20 protein-coding genes are annotated in these 20,318 nt (G+C 45.3%); 14 read left to right on the top strand and 6 right to left on the bottom strand.

The window, feature by feature from the left end; genetic code table 11:
- The first annotated feature begins 8 nt into the window (after positions 1-8).
- From EJA10_RS11785 to EJA10_RS11820, 8 genes are all read left to right on the top strand, one after another.
- A complete protein-coding gene (locus EJA10_RS11785; protein ID WP_125480261.1) occupies positions 9-569 on the top strand; it encodes a hypothetical protein in 561 nt (186 codons plus the stop codon).
- A 2-nt stretch (positions 570-571) separates the two neighbouring features.
- Positions 572-1,906 (top strand): nitrous oxide reductase family maturation protein NosD, encoded by a 1,335-nt coding sequence (nosD, locus tag EJA10_RS11790; RefSeq protein ID WP_125480201.1) that lies wholly within the window; start codon positions 572-574, stop codon positions 1,904-1,906.
- Positions 1,870-2,667, top strand: a complete 798-nt coding sequence (locus tag EJA10_RS11795) for an ABC transporter permease (protein WP_125480202.1) — start codon at positions 1,870-1,872, stop codon at positions 2,665-2,667. The genes nosD and EJA10_RS11795 overlap by 37 nt, the downstream gene beginning before the upstream one ends.
- Entirely contained in the window at positions 2,664-3,338 is a 675-nt protein-coding gene (locus tag EJA10_RS11800) for an ABC transporter ATP-binding protein (protein ID WP_125480203.1), read from the top strand. The genes EJA10_RS11795 and EJA10_RS11800 overlap by 4 nt, the downstream gene beginning before the upstream one ends.
- The gene (locus EJA10_RS11805; protein ID WP_125480204.1) at positions 3,335-4,237 is read left to right on the top strand and encodes a FixH family protein; all 903 of its coding nucleotides are present in this window, start codon (positions 3,335-3,337) and stop codon (positions 4,235-4,237) included. Before EJA10_RS11800 ends, EJA10_RS11805 begins: the two co-directional genes overlap by 4 nt.
- 140 nt (positions 4,238-4,377) lie before the next feature.
- The gene (locus tag EJA10_RS11810) at positions 4,378-5,100 is read left to right on the top strand and encodes an ABC transporter ATP-binding protein (RefSeq protein ID WP_125480205.1); all 723 of its coding nucleotides are present in this window, start codon (positions 4,378-4,380) and stop codon (positions 5,098-5,100) included.
- On the top strand, positions 5,090-6,121 hold the full coding sequence (locus EJA10_RS11815) for an ABC transporter permease (RefSeq protein ID WP_125480206.1): 1,032 nt from the start codon (positions 5,090-5,092) through the stop codon (positions 6,119-6,121). The genes EJA10_RS11810 and EJA10_RS11815 overlap by 11 nt, the downstream gene beginning before the upstream one ends.
- 20 nt (positions 6,122-6,141) lie before the next feature.
- Positions 6,142-6,798: a TetR/AcrR family transcriptional regulator gene (locus EJA10_RS11820; protein ID WP_125480207.1), complete on the top strand. Its 657-nt coding sequence runs from the start codon at positions 6,142-6,144 to the stop codon at positions 6,796-6,798.
- A gap of 272 nt (positions 6,799-7,070) precedes the next feature.
- On the opposite strand, the gene EJA10_RS11825 is transcribed toward EJA10_RS11820, so the two are convergent.
- The gene (locus EJA10_RS11825; RefSeq protein WP_125480208.1) at positions 7,071-8,159 is read right to left on the bottom strand and encodes a PQQ-dependent sugar dehydrogenase; all 1,089 of its coding nucleotides are present in this window, start codon (positions 8,157-8,159) and stop codon (positions 7,071-7,073) included.
- 81 nt (positions 8,160-8,240) lie between these two features.
- Positions 8,241-9,101 carry a Cof-type HAD-IIB family hydrolase gene (locus EJA10_RS11830; RefSeq protein WP_125480209.1) on the bottom strand — a complete coding sequence of 287 codons (861 nt, stop codon included), beginning with the start codon at positions 9,099-9,101 and terminating at the stop codon, positions 8,241-8,243.
- 413 nt (positions 9,102-9,514) lie between these two features.
- Between EJA10_RS11830 and EJA10_RS11835 the strand changes: the two genes are divergently transcribed.
- The 6 genes from EJA10_RS11835 to EJA10_RS11860 all read left to right on the top strand — a co-directional run bounded on the left by EJA10_RS11835 (position 9,515) and on the right by EJA10_RS11860 (position 17,409).
- On the top strand, positions 9,515-10,822 hold the full coding sequence (locus EJA10_RS11835; RefSeq protein WP_125480210.1) for an ABC transporter substrate-binding protein: 1,308 nt from the start codon (positions 9,515-9,517) through the stop codon (positions 10,820-10,822).
- Between the two features lie 174 nt (positions 10,823-10,996).
- Positions 10,997-11,857, top strand: coding sequence for a carbohydrate ABC transporter permease (locus EJA10_RS11840; RefSeq protein ID WP_125480211.1), 861 nt, complete (start codon positions 10,997-10,999; stop codon positions 11,855-11,857).
- A complete protein-coding gene (locus EJA10_RS11845; protein WP_125480212.1) occupies positions 11,857-12,678 on the top strand; it encodes a carbohydrate ABC transporter permease in 822 nt (273 codons plus the stop codon). Before EJA10_RS11840 ends, EJA10_RS11845 begins: the two co-directional genes overlap by 1 nt.
- Positions 12,679-12,725: 47 nt before the next feature.
- Complete coding sequence (locus EJA10_RS11850; protein WP_125480213.1) at positions 12,726-13,751, top strand: LacI family DNA-binding transcriptional regulator; 1,026 nt, start codon at positions 12,726-12,728, stop codon at positions 13,749-13,751.
- Positions 13,752-13,891: 140 nt separating this feature from the next.
- Positions 13,892-15,550, top strand: a complete 1,659-nt coding sequence (locus EJA10_RS11855; protein WP_125480214.1) for a glycoside hydrolase family 13 protein — start codon at positions 13,892-13,894, stop codon at positions 15,548-15,550.
- A 497-nt stretch (positions 15,551-16,047) separates the two neighbouring features.
- Entirely contained in the window at positions 16,048-17,409 is a 1,362-nt protein-coding gene (locus EJA10_RS11860) for a YjiH family protein (RefSeq protein WP_125480215.1), read from the top strand.
- A gap of 57 nt (positions 17,410-17,466) precedes the next feature.
- On the opposite strand, the gene EJA10_RS11865 is transcribed toward EJA10_RS11860, so the two are convergent.
- From EJA10_RS11865 to paaI, 4 genes are all read right to left on the bottom strand, one after another.
- Complete coding sequence (locus EJA10_RS11865) at positions 17,467-18,009, bottom strand: hypothetical protein (RefSeq protein WP_425462087.1); 543 nt, start codon at positions 18,007-18,009, stop codon at positions 17,467-17,469.
- A gap of 53 nt (positions 18,010-18,062) precedes the next feature.
- Positions 18,063-19,160 carry a PRK06851 family protein gene (locus EJA10_RS11870; RefSeq protein ID WP_125480216.1) on the bottom strand — a complete coding sequence of 366 codons (1,098 nt, stop codon included), beginning with the start codon at positions 19,158-19,160 and terminating at the stop codon, positions 18,063-18,065.
- A 173-nt stretch (positions 19,161-19,333) separates the two neighbouring features.
- A complete protein-coding gene (ybaK, locus tag EJA10_RS11875) occupies positions 19,334-19,813 on the bottom strand; it encodes a Cys-tRNA(Pro) deacylase (protein WP_125480217.1) in 480 nt (159 codons plus the stop codon).
- Between the two features lie 80 nt (positions 19,814-19,893).
- Positions 19,894-20,295, bottom strand: coding sequence for a hydroxyphenylacetyl-CoA thioesterase PaaI (gene paaI, locus EJA10_RS11880; protein WP_246017762.1), 402 nt, complete (start codon positions 20,293-20,295; stop codon positions 19,894-19,896).
- Positions 20,296-20,318: the final 23 nt, after the last annotated feature.

Consider the following 20,318-nt stretch of genomic DNA (forward strand, 5'->3'; position numbering starts at 1 on the left):
AAGGCGTGATTAGTTTGAAACGACTTTCAGTTCTATCATCTGGATTGGTTGCTGCAGCTGCGGCACTGATTGCCGCTTCTTTATTTTTCCCCTGGTGGGGCATGGAGTTCTTTGCACCTCAGTATCCCGAAGGTCTGAATATCATTGTCTACCCTGACAAACTCGAAGGCGAAATAGATATTGTTAATGGCCTGAACCATTATATAGGCATGAAAGGCTTCAGCGAAGAAAACTTCCCGGAACTCAGCTACCTTAAGTATTTGATTGGCGGTTTGGCCGTACTTGCGCTTTTCACTGCCATCCTCAGAAGAAGAAGTGTTCTATATATACTGATTGGGATTTTTTCAGTCGGCGGAGCGCTTGGAGTATGGGACTTGAGACGCTGGCTTCATGACTTTGGAACCGACTTAAGCCCGACCGCACCTATTAAAGTAGATCCGTTTGTGCCGCCAATTATCGGGGAAAACACCCTGGCAAACTTTATTACAAACAGCTACCTTGGATTTGGCTCTTATTTAATCATAGCAGCTTTCATCCTGCTTATCATTCCGATTTGGAAGGATCGTTGATCATGAAAAAAATCCTTTGGCTGCTCTTGCTCTTTTCCGCTTTTATTTTTACGGAAAAGGGGACGGCAGCAGAAAACCTGCAGGCTGTCATTAACTCAGCCAAAGACGGTTCAGTGATTAAGCTTGAAGATAAAATCTATGCAGGCAACATCGTCATTGATAAACCTTTAACGCTTATGGGCACTAACGAAACACTTATTGAAGGGGATGGCAAAGGCAATGTCATTTCTGTTCGTGCCCCTGGTGTCACAATCTCGGATCTTAAAGTCAGTAAAGGAGGTATGGATCGGAACAGCGCTGAAGAATACGCAGCAATCAAGATCTATACAGATGGGAACGTCCTCCGGAATATCGGGATCGATGAATCCTTCCACGGAATTTATTTAAGTAAAGCTCATAACAACACGATTGAAAATGTCCGGGTAAAAGGGCTAGGCAAAGAAGAAATAGCGGCCCAGGGCAACGGCCTGCATGTATATTATTCAAACGGAAATCTATTAATAAACAATTATGTTGTAGGAACAAGAGACGGAATGTTTTTCGATTATGCCAATGATAACAAGGTAATAGGCAATGAAATAACAAAAACCCGTTACGGTCTGCATTTTATGTACTCAGACCGCAACGAATTCAAAAACAACATATTCACCTTTAATACAGGTGGAGCAGCTATCATGCACTCCAACCAGCTTAAGCTGAAAAACAACCAATTTATCTTTAATTATGGTCATCGCTCCTTTGGATTGATGTTGTTATCAGCAAACCAAAATGACATTGAGAACAATACTTTCTACATGAATCAAAGAGGGTTATATATAGATCAATCTACTGACAACCTGATTAAATCAAATCAGATTTTTCAAAATCAGATCGGAATCGAGCTATGGGCAAGCTCCAACGAACAGGTCTTTACTGAAAATAAAATAGAAGAAAATACCATTCCAGCTGTCACGCTGGGCGGATCAGGCCGGAATGATTGGAGCCAGGAAGGAACAGGCAACAATTGGGGCACCTCCTTCCCTTTACTCGACCTTGACCAGAATGGTGTAGGAGACAGCCCCGCAATCTATAAATCCTCACTCTATGAACTGATTGAGGATCAGGAACTTGTCTATCTTTTCTTAAAAAGTCCTGCGATTAAAGTCTACGAAAAAATGAACCAGCTGATGGATAACGAAAAAACCATGTTTGAGGATCAGCATCCGCTGACTGACAGCGAAAAACCAAACTTCTACTTGTCCGGGCTAGTGATCTTCGCCGTCATCATCTCGGCCATCATCGTAAAAAGGAGAAAACTGCTATGTATTTCGTTTGGAAGGAATGGAAGGAAAATATAAGAGGCAAAGGACTTTGGCTTGCAATCGGTACTATCATACTGGTATCTGCTCTTCTACTTGTAAGATCAACTTCTCTTTCCTATGATCAGGGTTTATACATTTTGCTCATCAACCTGTTCGATACGCTGATCTATTTTATCCCGATTCTGTACCTGTTCATGGGCGCCTTCTCCATATTCCAGGAAAAAGAGCAAAAGACACTAGTCATGCTTTTGACAAGGCAGGAAAGTTACTGGACATTCCTTGCTAAAAAAAGCCTTGGGATGCATTTAGTGCTGATAGTTCCGGTCATGATCTGGTTCTTCTTATTCCTAGTGCCTTTAAAACTATATTTTAAAGCCGATATAGGAACGTATTTGGTCTTTGTCCTATCCATGGTTGCACTCATGCTGGTCTTCACTCAGATCGGTGCCCTGGTTGGCAGCATAAGCAGGTCAAGAATGCAGATTGCCGGAATGGCTGTCATCATCTGGTTCTACTTCTTTTTCTTGCATGACTTTGCCCTGCTTTCCATGATCCAGGGTGTCAACCATGATAATGTCAAGCTTTTTTCAATAGCCTACTTCTTAAATCCCATACAGGCAGTAAGGTTGTACCTTGAGACCGGGGTAGGAATTTACTCATTCGGTCACATGTCGCGTCTATTAAAGTCGTTCATGTGGCTGCAGCCTGGAGCCTTTCTCGGAGCCAGCCTTATGTTCTGGGTGGCTATCGCATTTATCAGTTCTGGATTGTTGCATCGCAAGGAGGGGTTTGAATGATCAGCGTTTCTGGCCTGACACAATCATATGGCAATAAAGAAATCTTGAACAATATCAGTCTGTCAATCGAAAAAAACGAAGTCTGTGCCCTTGTAGGCAGAAACGGAGCTGGCAAGTCTACTTTTATTAATAGTCTGCTGGGCCTGATTCCCATCAATAAGGGTGAAATACTAGTGAATGGCAAGGCTCGTAAAAGGGGTAAGCGCTGGAAAAATGAGATTGCTTACTTACCCGAGAAATTCATGTTATACCCTGCTTTGACAGGTTATGAAAATATCGTTTTCTTTGCCCAGGCTGGCACAGGAAAAGCTGACACTCAAAAAATAGAGCAGGTTTTAACATCCGTCGGACTTTGGGAAGACCGGAACAGATTCATTAAGGGCTATTCAAAAGGAATGCTCCAGAGACTGGGGCTTGCCATCACGCTTTATCAGGAGTGTTCCATTCTAATTCTTGATGAACCTACAAGCGGCATTGATCCGATGGGGCGCAAGGAAATTTTAGAAATCCTCCACTCATTATCGGGTAAAACCATCCTGCTCTCTTCCCATCATTTAGATGAAATCAAACAAATCTGTACACATGTGGCATTTTTAGATAATGGAAAAATGACGAAATACACAGTCGATGACTTTTTAAAAAATCAAGAATTAGGAGGCGTGGGAATATGAAGAAATTATTCATATCACTAATTGTCCTGCTAGCAACACAGTTAGCAGGCTGCAGTCAAGAGCCAGATTGGAAACTGGAAGTCTCCAGGGAACCAGTTTTTGCAAACGGAAAGGAATCCAACTTTGAAATAAAGGTGACGGAAAACGGGAAGCCCGTAAAGGATCTCAATATCGCGTCTGAATTCGCGATGGCCAGCATGGACCATGGAACAATTAATGTTGAATTAGAAGAGATGTCGGATGGAATTTATTCTGGAGACGCCAACTTTTCAATGCCCGGAGAATGGGAAGCTGCCTTCACCCTTGAAAAGGACGGATTAAAGCAAGAAGAAGTCGTTGACCTTAATGTAAAAAAAGCTGAAGGGGTTGCTTCTATCAACGATGAATGGATTACAGATGAAGACCTGGAATTTTATCAATTCATCAATACTCTTCATATCGCAATAAACCGTGAAGCTGACAAAGAAAAATATACTGGTGAACAACTCGATGAAGCACTTGTCTTTTGGGATAACCAGGAGAAGCTGAATAGTGATAAAAATCAACTGTTAACACAAATCATCAGGCTAAGAGCCATGGCTATGCTAGGTACTGAAAAAGGACACAAGGCAACTGATCAGGAAGTGAACAATGCCATCGAACAAGTCCGCGGGCAATACAATAGCTCAGAAGCAGCCCAAAAGCTGATTGCCGAATTCGGCGAAGAAAGGTTCTGGAGGATCCAGCAGCAGCAATATACACGGATTGTTTTAACCCAAAAGGTTCAGAACGATTTAATTGAAAAAGTGAAAAAGGAAAATCCAAAAGCAGGCGAACAAGAAATACTCTTCACCGCCGAAAAGGAGTACGAAGAACTTTTGGTCAGCCAGGTAAACTCTTTGGAAATTAAAATAATGTAGGCCCTCTTTTCTTGAGGGCTTTTTATTATTTGTCGTTTTTCGTTAAAATTTGTGAGTGATTACTCACTATACAAATCTATTCAGGTGCGTTAAACTAAAAGTGAGTGATTACTCACTTTTAAAAGGACGGTGAAGTTACAATGATCGTTTCTATTCAAAATGTCAGCAAAAGGTATGGCAAGAATGAAGTTTTAAAAGATATCAATCTTGAAATTAACAGCGGGGAAATCTTCGGATTGCTCGGTCCTTCTGGAGCAGGCAAAACGACTCTCGTCCGCCAACTTGTCGGACTGGAAGTGCCAAGTGAAGGGGAAAACTATCTTTTCGGCGAAAAAATGCCTTCACTCCAGCTGATTGAAAGGATTGGCTATATGGCTCAATCTGATGCCCTTTACACAGAATTATCAGCAAAAGAAAACCTTGAGTTCTTCGCCTCCTTGTTCGGCATGAAAACCGCGCAGAGGAAAAAACGAATCGCAGAAGTCATGGAATTAGTGGACTTATCAGATCATCTTACTAAACTGGTATCCAATTATTCTGGCGGCATGAAGCGCCGTTTATCCCTGGCTGCGGCTTTGCTGCATGAGCCAGAGCTGCTGATCCTGGATGAGCCGACGGTTGGAATCGACCCTGTACTGCGACAAAGCATCTGGTCGGGATTCTACGATTTGAAAGCGAAAGGCAAAACGCTGATCGTCACAACCCATGTCATGGATGAAGCCGAAAAATGCGACAGACTTGGACTGATCCGTGAAGGAAGGCTGATCGCAGTCGGGACTCCAGAAGAATTGAAAACCCAGACAGGTTCGTCCACCGTCGAGGAAGCTTTTTTAGCTTATGGAGGTGTTCAGTATGCGAATTAGAGCGTTAGTCATCAGGATTATCCGCCAATTCCTCCGGGACAAGAGGACGCTGGCAATGATGCTTGTTGCCCCTCTCCTCATCATGACATTGCTGCATCTTGTTTTTAACGGAGAATCCTATATTCCCAAGGTTGGGTTGGTCAATGCTCCGGCCGCTGTAATGGAAAAACTCGATTCAGATGATACGAAACTGACGGAATATGATTCTGAAAAGGCTGCAGAAGCGGGTGCGCTAGAGCAGGAGATAGATGGTTATCTTGTTTTTGATGGGCCTATTCCGAAGCAAATCGTTCTAGAAGGAAGCGACCCGTCCGTGAACGGTGCCCTTATGAAGTGGATTCAGCAGGCTAAAAAGCAATTGTCGCCTTCTCAGGGGCAAATGGAACTGACGATCGATTACATCCATGGTTCGGAGGATATGGGCCAGTTCGATTTTTTCGGCCCGGTTTTGTTGGGCTTTTTCGCCTTCTTCTTTGTTTTTATCATTTCGGGCATTTCATTTTTGCGTGAGAGAACGAGTGGCACGCTTGAAAAATTGCTATCCAGCCCGCTGCGGAAATGGGAAATTGTCGTGGGCTATGTGCTGGGTTTTGGTATATTTACGATGCTTCAGGCCACCTTGATCGCCTGGTATTCGATTTACGTATTGGGAATGCTGATGGAAGGTTCTTTCATCTATGTACTGCTGATCACCTTATTGCTGTCGATGACTGCATTGACGCTCGGCACTCTGTTATCCGCCTTTGCGAATAATGAATTCCAAATGATCCAGTTCATTCCAGTGATCATCGTGCCACAATTTTTCTTCTCCGGATTGATTAATCTGGATACGATTTCTGACTGGCTGAGCTGGCTTGGGCCAATCACACCGCTCTATTATGCCGCAGATGCTTTACGGGATATAATGGTGAGAGGGCAAGGATGGGATGCCATTTATGGTAATATGATGATGCTGGCCGGATTCTCGGCTCTATTTATCTTCCTGAATATTTTAGCTTTGCGGAAGCACCGCTCTGTCTAACAGGGCGAAAGGAGTTAACCATGACTGATCACAATTTAAAAATGGATGAATTAATGGATGGAGAAGAATTGACAGAGAAACAGAAGAAAATCATTGTTTCTGCGATCGAGTCCTTCGCCGAAAAAGGATATTCCGCCACGTCAACGAGCGAAATCGCCAAAAAGGCCGGAGTCGCTGAAGGAACCATCTTCAGGCATTATAAAACGAAAAAGGATTTGCTGCTCGCCATCGTCGCTCCAGTGATGACAAGGTTTGTGGCACCTTTTATCATAAAAGATTTGAAGAAGGTCCTGGACCAGGATTATGAGCATGTGGAAGACTTCCTGACCGCCATGCTTGAGAATCGAAGGGATTTTCTGATTAAAAACCTTTCAACGGTAAAAATCTTGGTGCAGGAAATTCCGTTCCATCCTGAATTGAAGGATCTTTTCAAGGAACATATCGGACGCAAAGTATATGACCGTTTCGAGGAAATCGTTGTCCATTATCAAGCAAAAGGGCAAATCATCGAAATACCGGCTTATAGTGTCTTCCGTATGATGTTTTCATCCATTTTCGGCTATTTGATCGCAAGGTACATGATCCTGCCGGAAGCCGACTGGGATGACGAAGCAGAAACAAAACGAACAGTTGAGTTCATCCTGCATGGATTGGCTGGCCCCAATGTGAAAAAATAACAATTCCTAACAATAACTGAGAAGTAATGGCTCATGAAACTGGAAAAAAACGCCCGGAATTTCCAGTTCGCCAATAAAGTGTTCAATTTCGCCAATAAATTCAAATTTTCGCCAATAAACTTGTGAACTTCGCCAATAAAATCGCTTTTTCGCCAATAACCGTTAAAGATCAAAAAACGGACACGTTAATTGGTCCTGAAAACTTGAAAAAAGGTATTTCCCCCAACTAAAAAAGAGAAGGAGCGCCCTTTCTGGTGCTCCTTCTCTCATTTTCAGCGCAATTCCTCCAGCTTTACGCGATAAAGCTTGTCATCGCCTTCTGCCGGGGTACCGCGGCCATCGGTATTGTTGCTGATGAAGTACACATAATCACCTTCTACCATCACATCGCGGATGCGGCCTAGATCGGTGACGACTGCCCTTGTTGTTTTCCCCGCAACATCAAACTCACGCAGGGCATTTCCTCTTAATGTCGCCACATACAATTTCCCGTCAAGCACGGCCATTCCTGATGGCGCCCATGTATCGCTGCCGGAATGGAAAAGCGGTGTTTCCATCCCCTGCTGCGATTCATCGCCCTGTATCTCAGGCCAGCCGTAATTACTTCCTTTTTCAATTACATTGATTTCATCGTTTGCTGATGGCCCGTGTTCACTCGCGTAAAGCGTCCCATCCTTCGCCCAGGCAATTCCCTGCGGATTACGGTGGCCATAGCTGTATACGTAGGAGCCTTCGAATGGATTATCCTCCGGGACTGAGCCATCCAGGTTCAGGCGCAGGATTTTGCCGCCGAGGGAATCCAAATCCTGTGCGATTTCCGGATTGGTTGCCGCATCGCCGGTGGTCGCGTAAAGCTTGCCATCCGGCCCGATTTTCAGCCTGCCGCCATGATGGAAGCGCCCGCTTGGAATCTTGTCGAGCAAAAGTTTCCCTTCTGTCCACTCCTCATCATTCAGTGTCAGTTCAACAATCCGGTTGAACTGGCCTGAGCCGTTTTCGTAAGTGTAATAGGCAAATGCCTTATTGGATTGTTCAAAATCAGGCGCTAGCACGAATCCGAGCAATCCTGCCTCAGCCGCCTGAGACAGTCCCTTCTTTAACGAAACCTTCTGGCGAGTCACCTTACCGTCCTCAACCTTCACAATCGAACCGGGACGCTCACTCAAGTAGTACGTTTCACCGAGCTTATTGATCGACCACGGAACCTGCAGATTCTCTGCCAGCACCTCAAGCTGGTCAACCTGGACAGAAGCCTCCTGCTCCAATGGCTGCTCCTGTCCTTTTTCCACTACCTTGGGCTCCTCGCCACCTGTACAAGCTGTCAAAACCACCACTAACATCAGATACAAAATTCTTCGCATGACCCCCGTCCTTTCTTTTTAAAAAATGGCTTCTTGAAGCTAGGAACAGGTAGCATTGAATCCGAAGCCTATCATGAAAAATCAGTTTTTCAATATCTTCATAATCGCTTTGCCGACGCCGCTTTCTTCATTCGTAAGCGTCACTTCTCCGCAGATTTGTTTGATTTCTTCTGCTGCATTGCCCATTGCGACTGGTTTGCCTACTTTTTTCAGCATCGATACATCATTGAAATTGTCGCCGAGCGCCATCGTTTCCTCCAGGCTGATACCTCTTGATGTCACGAACCTTTCGAGTGCGATCCCTTTTTGCGCATTCTCGCTGGTGACTTCAATGTTCTCCTTACCAGATGAACTGATCGCCAGGCCCTCGATTTCCTTCAGCCCCGATTTCGCCGCTTCGAGCTTGGTATCATCGAGTGAAAAACCAAGCAACTTGTAGATTTCATGCTGGTCGTCTTCGAACAACCGCTCATAATCTTCGACCGTCCTGACCAGCCCCTTATGGATCCTTTCCTCTGCCGCTTCAGCAATCTTATCGATCGGGACCTCCGGATTGGCCGTAGAAAAGATATCAACAATGATGGAGATAGCCTTGTCCTCATCCTCTGTGAATGTCCCTTTGCTTGTATACACTTCAAAATATACCCCGTTTTCTGCCATCTTCCTTGCTGCCCGTCGTGCCTCCTCTTTGCTCAGCGGGTTGGACGAAAGTATTTCACCGTCTTCGGAGCGGACCTCGGCTCCATTCACACAAATCATCGGAAGGTTGAGTCCTGCCTCCTTAAGCACGAACCTGGCTTCCTGGTAGGAGCGTCCAGTGGCGACAACCACTTCCACGCCCTGCTCCCTTGCTTTTAAAATTGCTTCCCGGTTTTCTGCTGTGATTTCCTGGGTTGCGGTCAATAATGTTCCATCCATATCTGTAGCTATACACTTAATCATCTATTTTCACCTTCTGCATTATTTTTCAGTATTATCATCCATCATAGACCTTCAAACATTTCACTTCAAATAATACGTGTATATACTAGTTCCAAAACGCGAACATCCTATAAAAATAGTTTTTTGCCATTAAATTTTCTCTCAAACTTTCATATTGTCATTCTGAAAATCATATGCTATTATGTAGCCAAAGCTGCAATCGTTTGCATAGACTGATGGCATTAGGAAGACATCATCGATATACCTGATAAATACGGAATTCTCCTTGTTATCATCGTTTTTATGTAAGCGTTTTAAAGGTGTTGTATATGTTTAAAATCCTCTCAGAATCTATGCAAATATATGCAAACGCTTTCGGAAACGCACGTGATTGCATGCCAAAAAAAAACAAAATTTTTGGGGGTATCTCAGCAATGAAAGCAAAAAAGCTATTTCCAGCAGTTCTTTCTCTTGGGCTCTTGATTGGCGGAGTTCTGGCAGGATGTTCATCAAATGATGACAAGACATCTGGCGAAGGCGGAAAAAGCGGCGATAAAGTAACCGTCGATATTTTCCAATTCAAAGTAGAGTTCAAGGACCAATTCGAAGACCTTGCAAAAGCGTATGAGGAAGCAAATAAAGATGTCGACATCAACATCACAACTGTCGGCGGCGGCGAAGATTACGGTGCAGCACTTAAATCAAAATTCGCTTCAGGCAATGAACCTACAATCTACAACGTTGGCGGCCCTCAGGACGTGGCAGACTGGGAAGATAAGCTAGCAGACCTTTCTGACACAGCTGCAGCAAAAGCGGCCCTCAGCGGAACACTTGAAGGCGTAACAAAAGACGACAAAGTACTTGGACTTCCATACAACCAGGAAGGCTATGGCTTCATCTATAACAAAGAAATCTTTGAAAAAGCGGGCATCGACCCTAAGAGCATCACAAGCTACAGCGCGTTGGAAGAAGCTGTGAAGACACTTGACAGCAAGAAGAAAGACCTTGGTCTTACATCTGTATTTGCTCTTCCTGCTAAAGAAACTTGGGTAACAGGACTTCACCTTTCAAACGTGTTCCTTGCACCTGAATTCGACCAGAACGTAATCAACGCTTTCGAAGCGAAAGAAGTAACATTCAAGCATGGTGATGCATTCAAGAAAATTCTTGACCTGCAAAACAAATACTCTGATCAGCCTACTGTAAGCCTTGACTATGCAAAGCAGGTAGAAGAACTATTCTCTACTGGCAAAGCAGCCATCATCCAGCAAGGTAACTGGGTATCAGGTTCAATCGCAGGCATCGACGAAGAGCTTGCAAACAGCGGCGTAGGCATCCTTCCTATTCCAGTTGAAGGCTACAAAGAAGATTCAATCCCAGTCGGCGTTCCAATGTACTGGGCTGTAAACAGTAACAAAGATGACAAAGAAGTAGCAGCAGCTAAGGAATTCCTTGACTGGTTATATACTTCTGAAGAAGGTAAAACAGCTGTAATCGAAGATTTCAAATTCATTCCTGCTTATGAAGGATATGACGCTGGCAAGATCTCTGATCCACTAGCGAAAGAAATCTATGAATATTCTTCAGCTGGTAAAACACTTGCTTGGACATTCATGGGATACCCTACGGGCTGGGGCCAAGAAAAGCTTGGCGTGAACATCCAGAAATATGTGAGCGGCGAGATGAGCTGGGATGACCTTGTAAAGGAATCTTCTAAAGCTTGGCAAGACACTCGTAAGTAATAGATTTTCCGAAGAGAGGGAAACAGAACGGCCCCGGCTGTTTTGTTTCCTATCTTTTTTCCAAAGGCTCTTTTCGGAAATCTTGTTGCTTTCTGGATCAAAAGTTAAAAATACGAAAACAGCTTTTCCCAAAAACCGTGCTTCTGTGACACACAAAGATTGGAGGATTTACAGATGCGAAACCGGAACCTATGGTATTGGCTATTCCTGGCGCCAGCCCTTCTCGCGCTTGCTGTAGTGGTAATCCTGCCGCTAGCGTTCGGAGTTTACTACTCATTTACGGATTGGAACGGGATCAGAACACCATCATTTGTAGGCCTTGAACATTACAAAGCATTATTTGCTGAAAAAGAATTCAGGGATGCTTTATGGTTCACAACGAAGTTCACCGTTGTATCAGTTTTCCTGATCAACTTCTTTGGTCTTTCGTTAGCCTTGCTTGTGACGCAAAAAATGAAAACAAGCCACTTGCTGAGAACGATTTTCTTCATGCCGAACCTGATTGGCGGCCTGATCCTGGGATTCATCTGGCAGTTCATTTTTATAAAAGTGTTCGCTAGCATTGGTGAATTGATCGGTGTTGAAGCCTTGCAAGGCTGGCTTTCCACTCCAGCAACAGGCTTCTGGGCAATGGCGATCCTGATGAGCTGGCAAATGGCCGGATACATCATGGTTATCTATATTTCATTCCTGGAGGGAGTGCCTCAGGAATTGCTTGAAGCCGCTGAAATTGACGGAGCGAACAGCTTCCAGCGTTTTTATCACGTCACCTTCCCGCTGGTCATGCCTGCATTCACAGTCAGCTTGTTCCTGACCCTTTCGAACTCATTTAAGCTTTACGACCAAAACCTGTCGCTCACTGGCGGCGGACCGTATAATTCCACACAGATGGTGGCGATGGAAATCTTCAAAACCGCGTTCGTGGAAAATGCGATGGCATTTGCACAGGCGAAAGCCGTCATTTTCTTCCTGATTGTCGCGGCGATTTCATTGACACAGGTATATATCAATAAAAAGCGGGAGGTCGAAATGTAATGAAGAGAAAAAAACGCGGCAAACTTATTTTAGAAATTCTCGGCGTCATTTTGGCCCTGATCTGGCTTTCCCCTTTTTATCTGATGATCGTGAACTCATTCAAGACGAAAAGAGAGATGTTTGAGGATACTTTGAAGCTTCCGGATGTGTTCACGTTCGATAACTATGTTGTCGCATTCGAACGCCTCGATTTCCTTAAGACATTCTTCAATTCATTGCTGATTACAGTGCTTGCTGTGGCTGTGATCATCGTGTTTTCCTCGATGGCTGCCTATGCCCTGTCACGACGTGGCGGAAAAACGAGCGGCATCATCTTCATGCTGTTCGTAGCAGCGATGCTGATTCCGTTCCAATCGGTCATGATTCCGCTAGTGTCCATCTTTGGTAAACTGGAGATGCTCAACAGGGGCGGATTGATTTTCATGTACCTAGGATTTGGCGCAAGCTTATCGATCTTCCTTTACCACGGAACATTGAGCGGGATTCCAAAATCACTTGATGAAGCCGCAACAATCGATGGAGCGAACCGATTCCAGATTTTCTGGCACATCATTTTCCCGATGTTAAAACCGGTTTCGGTCACAGTCGCCATCCTGAATATCATATGGATCTGGAACGACTACCTTCTTCCTTCCCTGGTCATCAATCAGCAAGGAATGGAGACAATACCATTAAAGATGTTCTTCTTCTTTGGGGAATATACAAAGCAATGGCATTTAGCATTGGCCGGATTGACGATCGCGATCATTCCAGTCATCATTATTTACTTCTTCCTTCAAAAGCAAATCATCAAGGGAGTTTCAGAAGGTTCGGTAAAATAATCGATACTATATCGGTAAAATAATCGATACTATAGGAGAGACGACCAATGGCAGTCACAATCAAAGATGTTGCCAAGGCAGCCGGTGTGTCACCTTCAACTGTTTCACGGGTGATTGCAGATCATCCCCATATAAGTGAAGAAACAAAGAAGCGTGTACGGAAAGTAATGGATAAATTGGGGTACCATCCGAACTTCCAGGCAAGGAGCCTGGTGGTCAGGAGTACGGAAACAATCGGGATCGTCATGCCCAATTCAGCTACACAGGCATTGCAGAACCCGTTCTTCCCCGAGGTCATCAGGGGAATCAGCATGAAGGCCCACGAGGACCAATTCGGAGTTTATTTGACGACTGGCATTACAGATGAAGAGATTTTTCAGCAGGTGGTGTCGATGGTCCAGGGACGGAGAGTCGACGGCATCATCCTCCTTTACTCAAAGACGGATGACAGGATCATGAAATACCTGCTTGAAGAGAAGTTCCCTTTTACCGTCATAGGCCGGCCTTACAGGGATGCCGAACGGATCACCTATGTTGATAATGACAATATATATATCACCAAGCAGGTAACAGATTATTTAATCAAGTTAGGCCACCGAAGAATTGCTTTCATTGGTGTCAACCTGGAACATGTCTTTACCATTGACCGGCTGGAGGGTTTCAAACAAGCCTTCAAGGAAGCTGGCATTCCATATGATGATAAATATATCATCCACGAGCAATGCTTAAAATCTGAAGGAAAAGAAGGCATCACCAAGTTCCTTTCCTCCCATGAGCCGCCCACTGCCCTGGTAGTGGCAGATGATTTTACCGCTATTGAGCTCATGAGCTACTCAGAGGAACTGAATATCAAGGTGCCCGAGGAGATTTCAATTGTGAGCTTCAATGATGTACCACTTGCGGAGCATATGAGGCCGCAGCTGACTTCCGTGAATATCGACATCTTCCAGTTAGGATTCGAAGCGGCTAACTGTTTAATAGAGATGATTAAAAATCCAGACACACTGCCAAAAAGGATCACGATTCCAGCAAGGATGATCGAACGGAAATCGTGCAGTCCGATTCATAAGTAAGTCTGCGAACGAGCAAAATGACTAGTGTAAATAAACGGGACACATCAGGGCTATCATAAAGGCTCTTTACGTAAACTTAGCCGCGTTCCTTGGCAAAGATGATACGTAAAGCAGCCACAACAAGAAATGAGGGTTTAAAATTGAAACACACATGGTGGAAAGAAGCGGTTGCCTATCAGGTTTATCCGAGAAGCTTCATGGATTCAAACGGCGATGGCATCGGCGATTTACAAGGAATGATTTCAAAACTGGATTACTTAAAGGATTTGGGGATCGATGTCATCTGGATCTGCCCGATGTACAAATCCCCTAATGACGATAATGGCTATGATATCAGCGATTACCAGGACATCATGGACGAATTCGGGACGATGGAGGACTTCGACAAGCTCCTGGCGGAAACGCACAAGCGCGGCATGAAGCTGATCATTGACCTCGTCATCAACCATACGAGCGATGAGCACCAATGGTTCATCGAATCCCGCGAGTCCAAGGACAGCCCGAAGCGTGACTGGTATATATGGCGCGACGGCAAGGATGGCGCAGAGCCAAACAACTGGGAAAGTATTTTTGGCGGTTCCGCGTGGGAATATGATGAAAAAACGGATCAGTACTTCCTGCACATCTTCTCCCGCAAGCAGCCTGATTTGAACTGGGAAAACAAAGAGGTTCGCTCCGCACTGTACGATATGATCAACTGGTGGCTAGATAAAGGCATCGACGGTTTCCGTGTGGACGCAATCAGCCATATCAAAAAAGAAGAAGGCCTGAAGGACATGCAGAATCCTGAAGGAGTACAGTATGTTTCTTCTTTTGACAAGCATATGAATGTTGACGGGATCCAAACCTTCCTTGAGGAATTAAAAGAGGAGACATTCTCTAAATACGACATCATGACAGTCGGCGAGGCAAATGGCGTCAGCATCGAAGAAGCAGATCTCTGGGTTGGTGAAGAGCAAGGAAAGTTCAACATGGTCTTCCAGTTTGAACACCTTGATTTGTGGGATTCTGAAAAGAAAGCCCTTGACCTTGCCAAGCTGAAAAAGACGTTCACCCGCTGGCAAAAAGGCCTCGAAGGCCACGGCTGGAATGCACTGTTCATCGAGAACCACGACAAGGCGAGAATCGTTTCGACATGGGGCGATGATAAGGAGTTTTGGCGTGAGAGTGCCACTGCGCTTGCTTCGATGTACTTCCTGATGCAGGGTACGCCTTTCATCTACCAGGGCCAGGAAATCGGCATGACGAATGTCCAGTTCCCTTCAATCGATGATTATGATGATGTCGCAATCAAGAATCTGTATAAAATCCGCCGGGAAGCAGGAGTGCCGCACCAGGAAATCATGGATTTCATCTGGGCGACAAGCCGCGACAACTCAAGGACGCCAATGCAATGGTCTGATGCACCAAACGCAGGCTTCACAACAGCCAAACCATGGCTTGGCATGAACCCGAACTACACAGAGGTCAATGTCGAAGCACAGCTGAAAGACCCTGGCTCCATCCTTCATTTTTATAAAAAGATGATTGAAGTGAAGAAGAAGCATGAAGTATTCACTTACGGCACATACGATTTGATTCTCGAAGATCACGAGCAAATCTATGCTTATACACGTACACTGGACAATCAGCAGGCGATTGTGATTTCCAACATTTCCGCAGAGCCAGCAGCCTTTGAATTCGGCGTATTCCCGCTTGAATCAGGCAAGCTCCTGCTCAACAACTACCAGGTTGAAGAACACGGACCAGTAACAGCCTTGACCCTGAAGCCTTATGAAACAAGAGTATATATCAAATAATTATTCGAGGGAGTGCCATTATAGGGCACTCCCTCTGCTCATTCTCCGGTTATCGTTTGCGTTCTGGACTGGAAAAAATCGATTGGAATTTCCAGTTCGCCAATAAAATTGTGAACTTCGCCAATAAGTTTTTCTTTTCGCCAATAAAGTTGTGAACTTCGCCAATAAAATCGATTTTTCGCCAATATCGATGTAATTGAATCATGAAATAGGTAGATTACTCGTTATTTTTCCATATAATTGAAAGACCTTCCTTCATTTGCCTGCTCGATTCGTAAAATAGGGTAATAGTCCTATTAGAATTCAAATATTTTTGAAGGATTCCTTCTTAAAAAATTGAATTTTATAAAATAAGATGGCTGATTGCAGTTTAGCTTGCTTGCTTTAGGAGAATATAAGTCAGGAAGGAATTGGCGCGGAAAAAGTGTTGGCAAAACAGGGTTTATGCATTAAAATTATTTTTGGTTTATAAATATGTATTTAAGGGTGAAGTTGTTTTGGAGAAACCATTGCGTAAAACGAGATCCACTGGGGATCTTTTAGCATTTATTGTTCCATCATTAATCGGTATATTTTTCTTTATGCTACCAATCTCCTATAAAGGAGAAATCACGATCCCGATCGCTGTCCTGTCCGGATGGCTGCAGGACCTGCTGGGGGGTGCACTGCCGGCAATCATGACGGTGATCATCGTGCTGACTTTGATCGGCACTCTATTGATTAAAACTGTCAGACCTGAAGTACTGAACCGGAATTCTTTCCTTAAGGCACTTTTCGATGTTCCGGTCATCTGGCTGGTCGCCAGGATCCTGGCTGCCATTTTCGCCGTGATGACATTGTTCCAAATAGGTCCTGAGGCAGTTTGGTCTGAAAATACAGGCGGTCTTCTGCTCAATGACCTCCTGCCAATCCTGTTTTCCGTCTTCCTGTTCGCAGGCTTGTTCCTGCCGCTATTGTTGAACTTCGGCTTACTAGAATTATTCGGCACGCTGATGGCAAAGATCATGCGCCCGATTTTTACATTGCCTGGCCGGTCTTCCATTGACACACTGACATCATGGCTTGGGGACGGTACGATCGGTGTCCTGCTGACAAGTAAGCAGTATGAAGAAGGGTATTATACAAAGAGAGAAGCGGCTGTCATCGGGACAACCTTCTCTGTTGTATCGATCACCTTCAGCCTTGTCGTCATTTCACAGGTAGATCTTGCTCGTATGTTTGTGCCGTTCTATCTGACTGTAACAGGCGCGGGCATTATCGCAGCCATCATCATGCCAAGAATTCCGCCTCTATCAAGGAAAGACGATACGTACTTTGTTGAAAAGAGCAATGACTATTCTGAAGAAGATATTCCAAAAGGCCACACACCATTCTCCTGGGGCATGGCTCAAGCTGTAGAAAAAGCAAGCGGCAATAAGAGCTTTAAAGACTTCTTCCTTGCCGGTGTCCGCAACATCCTAGATATGTGGATGGGCGTTGCACCAATTGTTATGGCGCTTGGTACAGTGGCGCTGGTTGTAGCAGAATATACGCCAGTGTTCCAATGGCTTGGCATGCCATTTATTCCGCTTCTTGAACTGATGCAGGTTCCTGAAGCAAAGGCTGCTTCCGAGACATTGATCGTCGGCTTCGCGGACATGTTCCTTCCTTCCGTCATCGGTGCCGACATCGCAAGTCCGATGACACGTTTCATCGTCGCAGCTGTATCCGTTACCCAGCTGATTTATATGTCAGAGGTTGGCGGCTTGCTGCTTGGATCAAAAATCCCTGTAAGCTTTGGGGAACTGTTCATTATCTTCCTGCAACGTACCCTAATCACACTGCCAATCATCGTATTGGTCGCTCATATGATTTTTTAACCGTGAAAAGAGAGCTCCTGGCAACAGGGGCTCTCTTTTCATGTTTTACAAACTCACTTAGAAACACTGGAATGACCGGATCTGTCTCAAATCAATGCCGAAGTAGACCCATCCCCAGCGGCGGCGCCATCTCCAGCCTGCCACGGAAGTCCTGCCGACGAAGATTGGATAGAACCAGAAGCTGCTGCCATTGTTCAGCCACACATAGGTGTAACGGTACAAACATCTCCTGATCCCGCCCGGGTCAACCGCAAAGGCGCTCGCCTGCGCTTCTTGCGGAACGAATGCTGGCGGCGGTGAAGATGGTGGTCCTCCCGCCTGGCCTCCGCCCGGTCCGCCTGGGAATCCGCCAGGTGCTCCGCCTGGAAACCCGCCAGGTGCTCCGCCTGGAAACCCGCCCGGCGCTCCTCCCGGAAATCCACCCGGTCCGCCGCCTGGAAATCCACCTGGTCCCCCCGGAAATCCACCCGGTCCGCCGCCTGGCCCCGGGAACATCCTTTGATCCACTTGCGGATAATAGTAATTTTCATCGTATCCATACTCATCGGCAAATTGCTGATAGGATCCATTTGGGTAGAAGTTATAGTAAGACAAACTCATATCCCCTCTCTAGTTGTTTTCGATTTAATGTATGCGAGTCGCCCACATCGGTGCTAATTTACGCCTAAACTTTCGATTTCTTTACGAATCTGTCCCGCCAGCGCATCCACTTTGGCGAAATCCATTGCCTGGATGTAGATGGACTCCAATTGATCGCGCAGCTCTTTTGCGCTCGCAAGCGAGGCAATCGCTTCATTCATTTTTGCCTTGTAGCGGCTGCCGACATCGGCAATTTCTGCAGCATATTTCTCATCCGTACCAGGAGTGATCAGTTCCACATACATATCAATGATTTCATCGGTCTCCCGTTCTGGAAAGTATTCATGCGGCGCGGTACTGTCAAAAATCGCAAAATCCAGTTCACGGACGATGACCATATCCAGGCTGTGAGGGTCAAAACCGCAATGGTAAACCTCGACGTCATAGCCTCGTGATTGTGCTTCTGCGGCAATCTTTTTCAGCATCGTCGATTTTCCCGACCCAGGACGCCCTTTAATGAAATATCTCTTGCCTACTGTCTCGGTCAGGTTCGGGACAAAATCCACCGCTCCGACCGGTGTCGCTGCGCCAAGGAATCGATCATAAACGCGGCCGCTTCCAGCAGTCGAGCTGCTGTCTCCGAAGAATCTTTCAATCAAGTTGTTTGTCAGCTCATTCGCCTTTTTAAAATCCATGTTCTCAATATAAATTTTTTCCCATTCGTCATGGATCCTCAGCGCTTCAGCGAAAAGGCTGTAAGCCGTGTTGAATGCTTCGCTGATTTTACCGCTCAATTGGAGAATGGTTTCCTTATGCTGCTGAAGTTTTTCCGAATTCCATGCTTCCCCCAGGTTCACGTACTCTTCCACCGCTCCAGGTGCTTTCGGTTCAATGATATGCGGAGCGGTTCCGTCAACAATCCCTGCGTTCAGGGAAGGGATCAGCACCCCATCAATCGATTTCGTATCAGATGAACAGTGCAGGAACTGGATGTCATACCCTTTCTCGCGCCATTCATTGCCGATTTTTTTCATGAGCGAGGATTTTCCTGTCCCTGGTCCGCCCTTCAATATAAATAATCGGGACAATCCCTCCAAGCTGGAATCATATAAGCTGTAAAACCCGCGTGCAGTGTTGCCGCCGGCAAAATAGTTCAGGACTTTTCCTGCCATAAAAATCCACTCCCTCCAGCCGCTATGCAAAACGGCAAGTTTCGCTTCCCCCATACTATATGCAGGTGATTGTTTCTGGGTGAATGCCCAGCCCACATTCAGGGTTGTTTATTATAAAAAATTTCCCTGATGACCTGAATAGAAAAAACACAGCCCTCGATGGCTGTGTTTTTTCATTTTGTTAAATCTGCATATTTGCCTTCTGTCGCCTGAATCAGCTGCTCTGGTGCAAGCTCGACCTGGAAACCGATTTTCCCGGCGCTCACAATAACTGTCTCAAGCCCTTCCGCGCTGCGGTCCAAAAAAGTCGGGTAATCTTTCTTCATGCCGATCGGCGAGCAGCCGCCGCGGATATAGCCGGTGAATTTCTGGATGTCCTTGACCGGCATCATCTCCACGTTTTTTTCGCCCGCTTCCCTTGCTGCCTTTTTCAGATCCAGCTCAGCCTCCACAGGGATGACGAATACATACAGGTTCTTGCTTGCGCCCACCGCGACAAGTGTTTTATAGACCTGTGCCGGTTCGCGGCCGATCTTCCCAGCGACGGCTATTCCATCAATCTTGCCATCCTTGGAATCATACGTAAGAATCTCATATGGCACCTTCTGCTTATCGAGAATGCGCATCGCATTCGTTTTTACCACCTTGGCCATCCTGGTTCCTCCAATGAAGGTTCTTAAAAATAGTTTACCTTATTATTGGAGACGTCAGCAATCCTGCACAAATACCTGCTTCAAGCAAATTGTTCTTTTTTGCGATAGACCATGCCGTCAGCCACAGCGATGATCTCATTATGCTGATTGCATACTGTCAATCTGTAGAGTGCCAGTTTAGGGTTTTTTGATACTTCTTCGGCTGTTGCAGTCAAAGAGTCCCCAAGCATGGCGGCTTTCATATAATTTATACTTACATTAATACCTACCGAGGTCTGGCCATATGAGTTGCTTGCAATCGCAAATGCAACATCAGCCAGGGAAAAAATCAGTCCACCATTTGCAGCACCATGGAAATTCAGCATATTTTCCTTTACTGAGATGGAAACTACTGCTTTTCCTTCCTCAATATTTTCTATTTTTATCCCTAAAAAATTGGCGTATGGATCTGCCTTTACTCTCTCCATTATGGTATCTTTCAAACGTACACCTCCATTAAGTGAAG

It is taken from the genome of Mesobacillus subterraneus (assembly GCF_003937825.1).
Taxonomy (GTDB): domain Bacteria; phylum Bacillota; class Bacilli; order Bacillales; family Cytobacillaceae; genus Mesobacillus; species Mesobacillus subterraneus.

What these genes read in the sequence shown, in the direction of transcription:
- nosD (WP_125480201.1), top strand. Translation starts at nt 572, where the DNA reads ATGAAAAAAATCCTTTGGCTGCTCTTGCTCTTTTCCGCTTTTATTTTT.
- EJA10_RS11845 (WP_125480212.1), top strand. Translation starts at nt 11,857, where the DNA reads ATGAAGAGAAAAAAACGCGGCAAACTTATTTTAGAAATTCTCGGCGTC.
- EJA10_RS11825 (WP_125480208.1), bottom strand. Translation starts at nt 8,159, where the DNA reads ATGCGAAGAATTTTGTATCTGATGTTAGTGGTGGTTTTGACAGCTTGT.
- EJA10_RS11805 (WP_125480204.1), top strand. Translation starts at nt 3,335, where the DNA reads ATGAAGAAATTATTCATATCACTAATTGTCCTGCTAGCAACACAGTTA.
- EJA10_RS11840 (WP_125480211.1), top strand. Translation starts at nt 10,997, where the DNA reads ATGCGAAACCGGAACCTATGGTATTGGCTATTCCTGGCGCCAGCCCTT.
- EJA10_RS11815 (WP_125480206.1), top strand. Translation starts at nt 5,090, where the DNA reads ATGCGAATTAGAGCGTTAGTCATCAGGATTATCCGCCAATTCCTCCGG.
- ybaK (WP_125480217.1), bottom strand. Translation starts at nt 19,813, where the DNA reads ATGGCCAAGGTGGTAAAAACGAATGCGATGCGCATTCTCGATAAGCAG.
- EJA10_RS11850 (WP_125480213.1), top strand. Translation starts at nt 12,726, where the DNA reads ATGGCAGTCACAATCAAAGATGTTGCCAAGGCAGCCGGTGTGTCACCT.
- EJA10_RS11835 (WP_125480210.1), top strand. Translation starts at nt 9,515, where the DNA reads ATGAAAGCAAAAAAGCTATTTCCAGCAGTTCTTTCTCTTGGGCTCTTG.
- EJA10_RS11865 (WP_425462087.1), bottom strand. Translation starts at nt 18,009, where the DNA reads ATGAGTTTGTCTTACTATAACTTCTACCCAAATGGATCCTATCAGCAA.
- EJA10_RS11870 (WP_125480216.1), bottom strand. Translation starts at nt 19,160, where the DNA reads ATGGCAGGAAAAGTCCTGAACTATTTTGCCGGCGGCAACACTGCACGC.
- EJA10_RS11810 (WP_125480205.1), top strand. Translation starts at nt 4,378, where the DNA reads ATGATCGTTTCTATTCAAAATGTCAGCAAAAGGTATGGCAAGAATGAA.
- EJA10_RS11795 (WP_125480202.1), top strand. Translation starts at nt 1,870, where the DNA reads ATGTATTTCGTTTGGAAGGAATGGAAGGAAAATATAAGAGGCAAAGGA.
- EJA10_RS11800 (WP_125480203.1), top strand. Translation starts at nt 2,664, where the DNA reads ATGATCAGCGTTTCTGGCCTGACACAATCATATGGCAATAAAGAAATC.
- EJA10_RS11820 (WP_125480207.1), top strand. Translation starts at nt 6,142, where the DNA reads ATGACTGATCACAATTTAAAAATGGATGAATTAATGGATGGAGAAGAA.
- EJA10_RS11830 (WP_125480209.1), bottom strand. Translation starts at nt 9,101, where the DNA reads ATGATTAAGTGTATAGCTACAGATATGGATGGAACATTATTGACCGCA.